Below are 12,917 nucleotides of genomic sequence, written 5' to 3' on the forward strand. Positions count from 1 at the left end.
GATCGGAGATTCTCATCGCGTTTCCTTCACTCGAGTTATGGAATCATCCACGGAACTAGATAAGCCTGAACCGTAATAATGATGCCAACAAAGACAGTGAATATGATGCTATGTTTTACCGTGAAACGGAACAAGTCAGATTCTTTTCCAACCAAGCCTACTGCTGCGCAAGCAATTGCAATCGACTGTGGAGAAATCATCTTACCTGTCACACCACCACTGGTATTCGCTGCTACAAGCAATACTTCTGGAATACCAATCTGCTGAGCAGTGGTCGCTTGTAATGCGGAGAACAAAGCATTTGAAGATGTATCTGAACCCGTAAGAAACACACCAAGCCAACCTAAGAATGGCGAGAAGAAAGTAAAAGCATGACCCGTATGCGATAGAGCCAAAGCTAAAGTTGCAGATAATCCTGAATAGTTCGCAATAAAAGCAAAAGCTAACACCATACCAATTGAATAAATTGGTGTTTTTAACTCATTTAGTGTTTCACCAAAGGTCGTTACTGCCTCACTCGCTTTCATTTTCAAGAAAATAGCAGTGATAATTGCAGCAATAAAAATTGCAGTACCTGTCGCAGAGAACCAGTCAAACTTATAAATCGCTTCATATGGTTTCATCTCTGACACAATCGGCGGCATTTTTTCGACCAATTTATGCAAGTACGGCACTTCAAGTTTAAAAATTAAATGTTCCAGTGCGCCATCTTTTGCAAACAATGCTTTAAATGGCTTAACACTCCAGATCGTCACCATGGCCGTTAAGATGGCAAATGGAGACCACGCCTTAACAATTTTCCCAATACTATAACGCTGAATCGTTGTAGGTTGCTGAGTTAGCGTTTGACCAGCTTCAGGTTCAAAACGGAAAATATGTTTTGGTTTCCAGAAACGGAACAACACAGTCAGGCTGACCAATGAAGCAATTGCCGCCGTAATATCAGGTAATTCAGGACCAATAAAGTTAGATGTTAGATATTGTGCAATCGCAAAAGCGCCACCACCAACCACTACAGCAGGCCAAGTTTCTTTAACGCCACGCCAGCCATCCATAATGGCCATGATCCAGAACAGCACAATTAGCGTTAAAAACGGCAACTGACGTCCAACCATCTGGCTAATTTCCATGGTATCTACACCAGAAACCTGCCCCGCCACAATAATTGGAATGCCCATCGCACCAAAAGCAACTGGCGCAGTATTCACAATCAAACATAAACCGGCAGCGTAAAGTGGTTTAAAACCCAAACCAACGAGCAGTGCAGCAGTAATTGCGACAGGAGCACCAAAACCGGCAGCTCCCTCCAGGAAAGTACCAAAAGCAAAGCCAACCAGTAACATTTGTAGGCGCTGATCTTCGGTAATTGACAAAATGCTTGAGCGAATCACCTCAAACTGGCCTGTTTTTACCGAAATTTTATATAAAAAGACTGCCCCAATAATGATCCATGAAATTGGCCATAAACCGTAGAAGAAACCATAAATAATGGATGCAAAGGCCATTTGACCCGGCATTTGATAGAAAAAGAGAGCGATCAACAATGCAAGAATGACTGTGCCCGTACCCGCAATACTGCCTTTTAAACGAAAAACCGCCAAGGCCAAAAAGAAGAAAATAATCGGGATTAATGCAACTGCACTGGACAGCCAAATATTATTTAAAGGGTCATAAAGTTGTTGCCACATATTGAGCATTGTCATCTCCTTGAAATGCTGGGGCGAATTTTTTGTACCTTAAAATTTTAAACATTTAGCACAATTGGTATTACCAATTAAAATTTAAGCGCAAATGTTATTCCTTAAACCATAGGTCGCATCATAAATACACCTATTAACAAGATCAACCATTAAATAAGCAATATAATTGGTATGACCAATAGGTCCAAGTAAAATCAAGCTATTTCTTATTTATAAATTTTATTATTAGACTAAAGTTGTAAAAAAGATCTTATAAATTTAGATCTGATCTACAGAAATAAAGCGTAAAACTTGAATATAAAAACTATAAACATAACCATTAATTGAGAAATGTATAATAATGCTCAAAACTCAAATCATTTGTATTGAACTGAATAATGACTACTTTAACGTGTTTTAAAGCCTATGATATCCGAGGTAAACTCGGCACCGAATTGAATGAAGAAATCACCTATAAAATTGGCCGTGCTTATGGACAGATCTATAAACCAAAGACTGTGGTAGTCGGTTGTGATATTCGTCTAAGCAGTGAGTCTTTAAAACAAGCGACCATTCGAGGCCTAAATGATGCTGGTGTGAATGTGCTTGACTTAGGCATGACGGGTACTGAAGAGGTCTATTTCGCCGCTTTTCATTTAGATGTACAAGGTGGTATTGAAGTTACCGCTAGTCATAACCCAATGGACTATAACGGTATGAAACTGGTACGAGAAAATGCTCGTCCAATTAGTGCAGATACAGGTTTAAAAGAAATTCAGGCTTTGGCAGAAACCAATCACTTTGAAGAGGTTAGCCAAAAAGGCACTACTCAAAGTTATAACATCTTGCCTGAATTTGTTGAACATTTACTCACTTATATTGAACCAGCAAAAATCCGCCCATTAAAATTAGTGGTAAATGCGGGTAATGGTGCAGCTGGTCACGTCATTGATGCCATTGAAGAAAAATTCAAATCGCTTAACGTACCTGTTGAATTTATCAAAATTCACCATGAAGCAGACGGCACCTTCCCAAATGGGATTCCTAACCCAATTTTAATTGAAAACCGTGACAGTACCCGAAATGCTGTACTTGAACATAAAGCAGATATGGGAATTGCATGGGATGGCGACTTTGACCGTTGTTTCCTGTTTGATGAAAAAGGTCAGTTCATTGAAGGCTACTATATTGTTGGCCTATTGGCTCAAGCTTTCTTGATTAAACAACCTGGCGAAAAAATTGTTCATGACCCACGGTTGGTTTGGAACACCTTTGATATTGTTAATCAATACAACGGCGTTGCTGTACAGTCAAAGTCTGGTCATGCCTTTATTAAAGATGTCATGCGTGAACACAATGCCGTATACGGCGGCGAAATGAGTGCCCATCACTACTTCCGTGACTTTGCTTACTGCGACAGCGGCATGATTCCGTGGTTACTCACCGTTGCCCTACTCTCGGAAACTAGACAATCCCTCTCAACTCTGGTTGAAAATATGATTGCCAAGTTCCCTTGTAGCGGTGAAATCAACTTTAAAGTGGAAAACACACAAACCACTATTCAAAAGATTTTTGATTACTACGCAGAACAGCAACCACAAATTGATCGTACCGATGGCGTAAGCCTCGACTTTGGCGCATGGCGTTTTAACGTCCGTGCATCCAACACCGAGCCCTTACTACGTTTAAACATCGAAAGTCGGGCAGACCGCCACGCTCAGCCTATGCAACATTATGTAGACGAATTGACAGGATTGATTCAGAACTAATCCATAATAAAAAAGGAGCGATTCGCTCCTTTTTATTGGTATTTAATTATATCCATTAGGATTTTGTTTCTGCCAGTTCCAGCTATCAGCAAGCATATCCTCTAAACTATGTTGCGGTTGCCAACCCAACTCAGCAACTGCACGGGTATTGTCTGCAAAAGAAGTCGCAACATCGCCAGCTCGACGTGCTACAAACTCAAAGGCTACAGGCATACCATTAACTTGCTCAAAGGTGTCTTTAACTTGCAAAACAGATGAACCATTACCTGTACCGATATTCCATGCTCGGCAACCTTTCGACTGTAATCGGTTATTTAGAGCACACAAATGCGCATTCGCTAAGTCAACCACATGAATATAGTCACGTACACCAGTGCCATCTACCGTGTCATAGTCACTACCATAAATAGATAATTTCTCACGGCGACCCACAGCAACTTGAGTCACATACGGCATTAAATTATTTGGAATACCTTGTGGATCTTCACCAATACGCCCACTCTTATGTGCACCGACTGGGTTAAAATAACGAAGCAATGCTATTGACCATTCTGGAGTAGAAGCCGACAACTTTTGCAATAATTGTTCAACAATCAACTTAGTATAACCATAGTTATTACTTGGTATACCTGTTGGCATGTCTTCGTTTAATGGCGATATATTACCTTCGTCATACACTGTTGCAGAGGAGCTAAATACAAGTGTATAAACACCAGCCTTTTCCATCGAGTTAACCAGTTGAATGCTACCCGCAATATTATTATCAAAATAAATGAGCGGTTTTTCTTGGCTTTCACCTACGGCTTTTAAACCAGCAAAGTGGATCACAGCGTCAATAGAATGCTCTTGAAATACACGATCAAGCTCATCTGCATTACGAATATCACCCTGCACAAAAGTTAAACTTTTTTGAGCGATATCTTGAACTCTATTTAAAGATTCTTCTGAGCTGTTTGATAGATTATCAAAAACAATAACGTCATGACCAGCCTGCAAAAGCTCAACACATGTGTGTGAACCAATATAACCTGCACCACCAGTGACTAGAATTTTAGCCATCTACTTTTCCTAACAATATTTTAATTAATCCACGCGTTGAAGCATCAAGTGTTGAAAGGTCATTTTGAACACCGTTTAAAATCGGAAGTAACTGATCAGCAATTTGCTTACCTTTCTCAACTCCCCACTGATCAAACGGGTTAATATTCCAGATCACTGACTGCACAAAAACTTTATGCTCATATAAAGCAATCAACATTCCTAAACTATAGGGGTTTAATTCTTTCAATAATAATGTAGAACTTGGTTGATTACCTTCATACTGCTTATAAATTGGTAAATTCTCTAATTCAGTCGAGTCTAAAGCTTCATTGCCAAAGGCTAATAATCTTGACTGTGCTAAACAGTTTGAAAGTGCAAGATGATGTTGTTCGACTAGAGCTTCTGCATTTTCCACATAGGTAAAATGATCTGCATTATAACGTTGGACTGGGGCAATAAAGTCACAACTTACAGCTTGCGTTCCTTGGTGTAACAATTGATAGAAGGCATGTTGAGCATTTGGTCCAACCTCTCCCCATATAATAGGGCAAGTATCAAGCTCAACTTTTAGGCCACTGCGCTGTACTGACTTACCATTAGATTCCATTTCTAGCTGCTGCAAGTACGCAGCAAAATATTTTAAACGCCCATCATAAGGTAATACCGCATGGGTATGAATATTTAAAAAGTTATTATTCCAAATTCCTAACAGTGCCATTAAAACCGGAATATTTTGATCAAAACTCGTATTTTGAAAATGCTCATCGACTGCATGAGCCCCTGCTAAAAGTTGCTGAAAACCTTCCACACCAATCGTCAAGGCTATAGGTAAGCCTATACAAGACCATAGAGAATAGCGTCCACCTACCCAGTCCCATAGTAATAGCTGGTTTTCAGGGGCGATCCCCCATTCGGTCATTTTGTCTGCTTTTGTAGATACGCCAACGAAATGACTTTTTAATACACGAGCATGTGTTCCTAACGCTTTTTCAAGCCACTGACGCACCGTTTGAGCATTTGATAAAGTATCAATCGTACCAAAAGACTTCGAAGAAATAATAAAGAGTGTTGTTTCTGGGCGAAGCTGGTGCAGTAACTCAGACAACTGGCTACCGTCCATCGTTGAAACAAAGTGCGTATTTAAAGGTTTAGCCGTTTTCACCTTAAAATCAGATAATGCATGAGTGACCATTTGCGGTCCTAAATCAGAACCACCCACCCCAATATTGACAACGTCTTGAATCACCTCGCCAGTTGAACCACGATATTGTCCTGCATGGATTTTTTCCACTAAGGCATACATACGTTGTAACTGGTTATGAACTTGTTCTGTTAAATCGGGGAACTTCGAATAGTCAGCAGGTAACCGCAATGCCCAGTGCTTTGCTTCACGTTGTTCAGTACAGTTAATTTTATTTTGTGAAAAAAGGCGATTAATCCATTCAGTTAAATTTTTAGTATTCGCGAGAGCTACCAATTGTTCCAAAATATCTTTGGTTAAGCGGTGCTTACTATAATCAAAAAATAATTGATCAAATTTTACAGAATAATTTTGAAAACGATCTGGCTCTAAAGCAAACAGCTCTTTTATATGTAATTTTGAGTTTTTTTCACCTAAAGTTTGAAGATGAGCTAAAGGTGAGACTAATTCCTTTGGAAATTGCTCAATTGATTTACTCATAAGCGACCTACTCCTTCATAAGCAAAACCTTTCGCCTTTACATAAGCCGGATCATAAATATTACGTCCATCCAAAATTAAAGGATGTTTCATTAACTGTTGTAGTTGCTTAAAGTCAGGACTCCAATATTGCTTCCATGCAGTGACTAGACATAACGCATGAGCATCTCGTACTGCCTCATATTGATCAGTACATAAAATTAAATCTTCACGATGCCCATAAGTTGCAGCTATTTCATCTAAAGCTTGAGGGTCATGCAGACGTACTATTACACCTTGCGCCCATAATGCAGCTAATAAAATATGAATTGGTGAATTATGTATATTTGAAGTGCTCTCTTTAAAGGATGCACCCCAAATCGCAACTGTTTTACCGTTTAGGCTACAGTGATAATAATTCCATAACTTACGGAATAAAATTTCTTTCTGCTGCTCATTAATCGCCCAAACTTGTTCCAAAAGGCGGCTTTTTGTTCCAGTTTCAGACACAGTGCTCGAAAGTGTTAAAATATCATGCGAAAAATTCTCACCGCCAAATCCTACACCTGGCGATAAATAGGCAGCACCAATACGTGTGTCAGCAGCAATACCATGCTTTACATTCGAAATATCAATACCTAACTTTTCAGCGACCATAGCCAAGTCATTCATATAACTAATGCGGGTTGCCAACATGCCTGAAATACTAAGTTTGGTGAACTCAGCATCTAAAATTGGCATAAATAAATATTGATAACTAAATTGGAAAAAAGGACGCAATAACTCTTGCATAGTTTCACTTGCATCTCTAGATTCTACACCGATAATGACATGCTTTACATTTAATACGCTGTTGATGGCATTACCTTCTTGAATCACATCAGGAAAGTAAACCCACTCATCTTTTGGCAAATGCTGTTTTAATTTTTCTGTACCGTGCAAACCAAAAGTAGAACCATTAATCATTAAACGTGGGTGAACAATTGGTCGTTCACTCAATTTCTCAACCGTTTTTAATGCAAGTTCAATTTGTGTAGGACTAAAACAGAATAAATAAACTTCAATATCTAAAGGAATCTCAGAAAAAGGGCTCTCTTTTAAGAAACCCGCTTTTCGCTGTTTATTTAAATAATTATTTACGTCTTGATCTTGATACGAAAGTACAGAAATATTTTCTTCACAGGTGACACTTGTACACCAGTAAATTTGATTACCATATTCAGCTAATAACGCTGCCATCACGCCGGCATGTAACGTTGTTCCAAATACTGCGATTTTCATTGCACACCTGATTTTTTCGTATTTTATAGATTTCTCTTCCCTTTACAGGAAGAGAATATACTGCTCAGCTACTATATTCAGTAGTTTTTACAAATACTTAAGCAGAACTACAAAACTTTATAATTTAAGTTCTTGAATCAGCTGTTTAAATTCCAATCCTAACTTAGGGTGTGCAACACCATAGTGTAGTACAGCTTTCAAATAGCCAAGCTTGCTGCCACAGTCAAAAGTTTGGCCTTGCATCCGATAGGCTTCAACGGTATCAGTTTGTTGAAGCATCGCGATCGCATCAGTTAACTGAATTTCATTACCCGCACCTTTGGGTGTATTTTCCAAAAGCTGCATAATCTTAGCAGGTAAAATATAACGCCCCACCACGGATAAATTAGAAGGTGCAGAACCTATAGCAGGCTTTTCGATAATTCCCTGCATAGCAATACTTTCACCCTCATTCGGGCTCTGCTTCACATCAACAATTCCATATTGATCTACAAGATGATCTGGTACTGCCTCAACCATGATTTGAGCAGCTTGACTTGCTTCATAGCGTGAAATCATACGCGATAGATCATTTTTCCCTGAGTTATCTTGAACCAATACATCTGGCAATAACACAGCAAAATCATCTTGCCCAACAATACTTTTTGCACATAAAACAGCATGCCCCAAACCCAAAGGTTGAGGCTGCCTTACACTTACCACACTCACATGAGGTGGAATAATCTGTGTAATTTCTTCAAGTAAATCGAACTTTTTCTTTTGCTCTAGAGTCGTTTCTAGTTCAAAGTTTCGATCAAAATAATTTTCAATTGATGCCTTAGATGAATGAGTGACCAAAATAATTTGCTCAATTCCAGCCTCTACAGCTTCACGCACTACATATTCAATTGCAGGACGATCTACCACTGTGACCATTTCTTTGGGAATTGACTTACTTGCTGGTAAAAAACGTGTACCTAATCCAGCTACCGGTAAAACTGCCTTTTTAATCACACATTCACTCTCTAATTAACCATAATATCTTTGCTACGTTTATAACCATCGACATAGTGCTCGAGTTGACAAAGAGCCCAATCAATATCTTTTTGAACAGCAGTCATATTATTAACCCGCTCAAAAACCTCTTGAATCTCTGTAAGAGGATAAAACTTTTCAAATGATCGAAGAATTCTACTGTGCTCGGTATATTCAGTATTTTCTTGATCAATTAATAATTCTTCATAAAGTTTTTCACCTGGGCGTAATCCGCTGTAGTGAATTGCGATATCCCCTTGCTCTGAGTCTTGTTCACGCACAGTTAGACCACTTAAAGAAATCATTTGTCGAGCTAAATCCTGAATACGGACAGGTTCCCCCATATCAAGTAAAAAGACATCTCCACCTTTACCTAGGGCACCAGCTTGAATAACTAACTGAGATGCTTCAGGAATCGTCATGAAGTAGCGTGTTACATCTGGATGGGTCACAGTAATAGGACCACCTTTTGCAATCTGATTTTTAAATAAGGGAACTACAGAGCCTGAAGACCCTAATACATTACCAAAACGTACAATACTAATTTGAGTCCGTTGCTGGGCTTCAGCCATTGCCTGACAATAAAGTTCGGCCATGCGTTTTGATGCACCCATAACATTAGTTGGACGTACTGCTTTATCAGTCGAAATTAGAACGAATGTCTCAACACCCTTTTTCACAGCTGCATTTAAACTATTCGCTGTTCCAATCGCATTGTTCTTGAGGCCAGCAATCGGGTTACATTCTACTAAAGGTACATGTTTATAGGCAGCGGCATGATAAACAGTCTGTACACTATATTGCTCAATAATACGCTCTAATTTTTGTTGATCCTGAACAGTACCTAGAATTGGAACAATTTCACATTGAGCGCTTAGACGTAATTCTCTATCTATACTGTAAAGAGCAAATTCCGTAATTTCATAAATGATCAACATTTTAGGTTGATTTTTAATAATTTGTCGACATAACTCTGAGCCAATAGAACCACCAGCACCAGTTACCATTACGATTTTATTATGAATATTTTTTGCAAGTAAATGATCTACAGGTGGTACTGGGTCACGTCCCAATAAATCAACAATGTCTACTTCACGAATATCAGCAACTTTTAGTTCACCATCAACTAGCTGAGTAAGGCCAGGAAGTTCAGTAATTTTAAGATGTGCAGGTTCTAACTGTTGAATAATTTCACTTTTGCGTACGCGACCTACTGAAGGTAACGCTAATAAAATTTCATCAGTTTTATATTTTTCAAACCGTTGTAAAGCTTTTTCTAAAGATAGTACTTTTAAACCACCAACCATATGGTCTTGCAAAGAACTATTATCATCAATGAAGAAGACAGGTAAATGGTTGCCTGAACGATAAAGCACAGCTGCAATTTGCTGACCAGCATCACCTGCACCATAAATTGCGATACGCTTTCTCTCTTCCCCTGTGAGTAATGCAGACTTTACAATAAATCGGATAAATGCACGGCTACACCAAATCCAACTAAACATTAAGAAACCAAACATCAATGGAATTGATGTTGGAACAAAAGCTGCCGAGAATGCATTTAGGCCATATAAAACAACTACCATCAGTGCAACAGCAAGCGCTAATTTTGCAATAAAGGCTTCGTTAAAAGTACGAACAATAAAGCGATATACCCCAGTTACCATTAAACTTAAAATAGCAATGATAGTAACGATCGCTACTCCATAGTTAATCCCTGGGATAACTTCAGCACCTAAATCAAACAGTCGAATGGCATAACATAGCCACAAAATAACAGGAAACGCAAAAAGGTCTACAAGAACCAAAAAACATTGTTTGGTGAGTCTTGGGGCAGACGCAAACTGATAAATAATCTTTTTCACAATACTCTTCTAATCGTTCTAGTAACCGTGCGATATTTATACTCATTTCTCATATAACTAGAAATAAAATTTACGCAGCGGTTACATAACTTTAAATCAGATCATAATTCAAAAGAAAGCTATGTGAATAGCTTCACATTTTTATGATTGTATAGCTCTACTAACGGCATTAATTGCAAGAATTGTTTTTTCTATACTGTCTGGACTCAAAGTCGGATGCACCAAAAACATTAAGCTTGTTTCACCTAGTTGCTGCGCATTTTCCAAACGTTTTTCTGGACGCCATGGAGTACCATCAAATGCATGCTCTAAATAAACTTCTGAACAAGAGCCACTAAAGCAAGGCACATCTTGAGCATTAATTTCTTGCATTATACGATCACGTGACCAGCCATCTGGTAACGCCTCTAAATTTACTTGCACATAACATTTATAATACGCATGAACATAATCATCTGAAGCGATATGAACGTTAAAGTAAGGAGAATTTTCAAACGCTTTTAAAATCTTTTCTGCATTTTCAGTACGCTTTTGTGTCCATTCAGTCATACGTGTTAACTGAATTCGACCAATAACTGCTTGCATTTCCATCATGCGCCAGTTAGTACCAAATGAATCATGCAACCAGCGAAAACCTGGAGGGTGTTGTTTGTTATAAATACTGTCGTAGCTTTTACCATGGTCTTTATATGACCACATTTTTTTCCAAAGCGCCTCATCATTTGTGGTGACCATCCCGCCCTCACCACCAGTTGTCATAATTTTATCTTGGCAAAAAGACCAAGCAGAAATATGACCGATTGACCCAGCAGCTTTTCCTTTATATTTTGCACCATGAGCCTGTGCGCAATCTTCAATAACATAGATGCCACGCTCAGCAGCAAGTTGCATAATCGGATCCATATCGCACATCCAACCGGCCAAATGTACACAAATAATCGCTTTAGTATTGGGTGTAATTACAGCTTCAATCGTACGTCGTGAAATATTCTGAGAGTCCAACTCTACATCTGCAAAAACAGGATTAGCGCCCGCCGTTACAATGGAACTTGCTGAAGCAAGAAAAGTACGAGACGTCACAATAACATCATCACCTGCACCAATATCTAAAGCTTTTAATGCAACATCCAACGCAACAGTTCCATTTGCCAAAGCGACCGCATATTTTGTACCAGAAAACTCGGCAAATTCTTTTTCAAAAATTCTACATTCTTGGCCAGTCCAATAATTTACTTTATTTGATAGTAATACATTTTTGACTGCGTCAGCTTCTTCTGTAGTAAAACTTGGCCATGGTTCAAATGCAGTGTTTAACATTATGATTTCCTAATAAAAAATACTTCTTACTTTCTTTCTAAAATTCTAGCTGGGTTGCCGACAACTGTTACACCAGCTGGTACACTTTTAGTCACTACAGCACCCATACCAACAATAGCACCTTTACCAATCACTAAAGGTTTTTCTGGTGTCCCTTGTTTAATGACGGATCCAGCACCTATATAAGCATGATCTTCAATATGAATGTTACCATTACATTTAACGCCTGGAGCAAATGTAACGTAGTCACCAATCACACAGTCATGCTCAACATAACTGTATAAATTAGCATGAAAACATTTACCGATTTTTATATTTGATGTAATTGAAACGAAAGGACTTAAGGCTGCCCCTTCACTGATTTCAACGTTATCCATAATTACTGAATTATCAGCTTGTACGGACCAAAGTTTAATACCATTAGCAATCAACTGATTGGCAATTTTTTCACGAATTTGACTATTCGCAATAGCAATTAATACATACTTATTAGAACATTCTATTGATTTAAAAGTTTGATAGTTCACAGCTGTATGTCCGTTTACTATCTTTTCTTCTTGTAAACTATCATCAATAAAATAAATTTCTGCTGCAATACCCTGACGTTGGAGCTGTTGTCTTGCAACAGGCATCAGGCTGCGACCACAACCTGAAGCACCATAAATCGCATAGATCTGGTTACTCATTTATCTGCTTCCGACTTTGAACCTGTAAACTTGGTCATCGTCGCCTCACCCGCTTCATTAATATCATCTTTAGCGATTACTTTTTTAACGGTTTGTAGCATAATTTTAAAGTCTAACCAAAGCGATCTGTTTTCCACGTACCATGTATCAAGCTTAAATTTTTCTTCCCAGCCAATTGCATTACGTCCATTAACCTGAGCATGACCAGTCATTCCTGGACGTACATCATGACGCTTTGCCTGTTCTTTATTATAAAGCGGCAAGTACTCCATCAGTAAAGGTCGTGGGCCAACAATACTCATATCACCTTTAATCACGTTCCAAAGCTCAGGCATTTCATCCAAACTGGTAGAACGAAGCATTTTACCAAATGGCGTTAGGCGTTCACTGTCTGGTAAAGGATTACCCTGTGCATCTGTTGCATCTTTCATTGTTCGAAATTTAATCATTTCAAACGGCTTCCCATGTAAACCTGGGCGAACTTGGCGAAACAATACTGGCGAGCCTAAGTTTTTTTTCACCTTATATGCAACATAGAAATATAATGGCGAGAGTAAAGTAAGAGCAATAGAAGCAATAACAATATCCAGTAAACGCTTTAGCATA

The 12,917-nt window shown here is 38.7% G+C and carries 10 protein-coding genes; 1 reads left to right on the forward strand and 9 read right to left on the reverse strand.

Annotation, left to right across the window (positions count from 1 at the left end; all coding sequences use genetic code 11):
• Positions 1-35 precede the first annotated feature (35 nt).
• On the reverse strand, positions 36-1,703 hold the full coding sequence (gene lldP / locus AC2117_RS18370; RefSeq protein WP_171459080.1) for an L-lactate permease: 1,668 nt from the start codon (positions 1,701-1,703) through the stop codon (positions 36-38).
• 374 nt (positions 1,704-2,077) lie between these two features.
• Here lldP and AC2117_RS18375 point away from each other — a divergent pair, with 374 nt between their 5' ends.
• The gene (locus AC2117_RS18375; protein ID WP_133975989.1) at positions 2,078-3,448 is read left to right on the forward strand and encodes a phosphomannomutase CpsG; all 1,371 of its coding nucleotides are present in this window, start codon (positions 2,078-2,080) and stop codon (positions 3,446-3,448) included.
• Positions 3,449-3,490: 42 nt separating this feature from the next.
• Here the strand turns inward: AC2117_RS18375 and galE are convergent, their stop codons facing one another.
• The 8 genes from galE to AC2117_RS18415 all read right to left on the reverse strand — a co-directional run bounded on the left by galE (position 3,491) and on the right by AC2117_RS18415 (position 12,916).
• Positions 3,491-4,507: a UDP-glucose 4-epimerase GalE gene (galE, locus tag AC2117_RS18380; RefSeq protein ID WP_133975991.1), complete on the reverse strand. Its 1,017-nt coding sequence runs from the start codon at positions 4,505-4,507 to the stop codon at positions 3,491-3,493.
• Positions 4,500-6,170, reverse strand: a complete 1,671-nt coding sequence (gene pgi / locus AC2117_RS18385; protein WP_133975993.1) for a glucose-6-phosphate isomerase — start codon at positions 6,168-6,170, stop codon at positions 4,500-4,502. Before pgi ends, galE begins: the two co-directional genes overlap by 8 nt.
• A complete protein-coding gene (locus tag AC2117_RS18390; protein WP_133975995.1) occupies positions 6,167-7,429 on the reverse strand; it encodes a nucleotide sugar dehydrogenase in 1,263 nt (420 codons plus the stop codon). Before AC2117_RS18390 ends, pgi begins: the two co-directional genes overlap by 4 nt.
• A gap of 117 nt (positions 7,430-7,546) precedes the next feature.
• A complete protein-coding gene (gene galU, locus AC2117_RS18395) occupies positions 7,547-8,422 on the reverse strand; it encodes a UTP--glucose-1-phosphate uridylyltransferase GalU (RefSeq protein WP_080026084.1) in 876 nt (291 codons plus the stop codon).
• A gap of 11 nt (positions 8,423-8,433) precedes the next feature.
• On the reverse strand, positions 8,434-10,308 hold the full coding sequence (locus tag AC2117_RS18400; protein ID WP_080026083.1) for a polysaccharide biosynthesis protein: 1,875 nt from the start codon (positions 10,306-10,308) through the stop codon (positions 8,434-8,436).
• Between the two features lie 141 nt (positions 10,309-10,449).
• Complete coding sequence (locus AC2117_RS18405; protein ID WP_080026082.1) at positions 10,450-11,625, reverse strand: DegT/DnrJ/EryC1/StrS family aminotransferase; 1,176 nt, start codon at positions 11,623-11,625, stop codon at positions 10,450-10,452.
• A 26-nt stretch (positions 11,626-11,651) separates the two neighbouring features.
• Positions 11,652-12,311, reverse strand: coding sequence for a NeuD/PglB/VioB family sugar acetyltransferase (locus tag AC2117_RS18410; protein WP_080026081.1), 660 nt, complete (start codon positions 12,309-12,311; stop codon positions 11,652-11,654).
• Positions 12,308-12,916, reverse strand: coding sequence for a sugar transferase (locus AC2117_RS18415; protein ID WP_068612746.1), 609 nt, complete (start codon positions 12,914-12,916; stop codon positions 12,308-12,310). Before AC2117_RS18415 ends, AC2117_RS18410 begins: the two co-directional genes overlap by 4 nt.
• Position 12,917: the final 1 nt, after the last annotated feature.

This window comes from Acinetobacter calcoaceticus, from assembly GCF_900520355.1.
GTDB lineage: Bacteria > Pseudomonadota > Gammaproteobacteria > Pseudomonadales > Moraxellaceae > Acinetobacter > Acinetobacter calcoaceticus_C.

Bases quoted from the DNA above. Each gene is read 5' to 3' on its own strand.
- lldP (WP_171459080.1), bottom strand. From the start codon at position 1,703: ATGACAATGCTCAATATGTGGCAACAACTTTATGACCCTTTAAATAAT.
- AC2117_RS18375 (WP_133975989.1), top strand. From the start codon at position 2,078: ATGACTACTTTAACGTGTTTTAAAGCCTATGATATCCGAGGTAAACTC.
- galE (WP_133975991.1), bottom strand. From the start codon at position 4,507: ATGGCTAAAATTCTAGTCACTGGTGGTGCAGGTTATATTGGTTCACAC.
- pgi (WP_133975993.1), bottom strand. From the start codon at position 6,170: ATGAGTAAATCAATTGAGCAATTTCCAAAGGAATTAGTCTCACCTTTA.
- AC2117_RS18390 (WP_133975995.1), bottom strand. From the start codon at position 7,429: ATGAAAATCGCAGTATTTGGAACAACGTTACATGCCGGCGTGATGGCA.
- AC2117_RS18405 (WP_080026082.1), bottom strand. From the start codon at position 11,625: ATGTTAAACACTGCATTTGAACCATGGCCAAGTTTTACTACAGAAGAA.
- AC2117_RS18410 (WP_080026081.1), bottom strand. From the start codon at position 12,311: ATGAGTAACCAGATCTATGCGATTTATGGTGCTTCAGGTTGTGGTCGC.
- AC2117_RS18415 (WP_068612746.1), bottom strand. From the start codon at position 12,916: ATGCTAAAGCGTTTACTGGATATTGTTATTGCTTCTATTGCTCTTACT.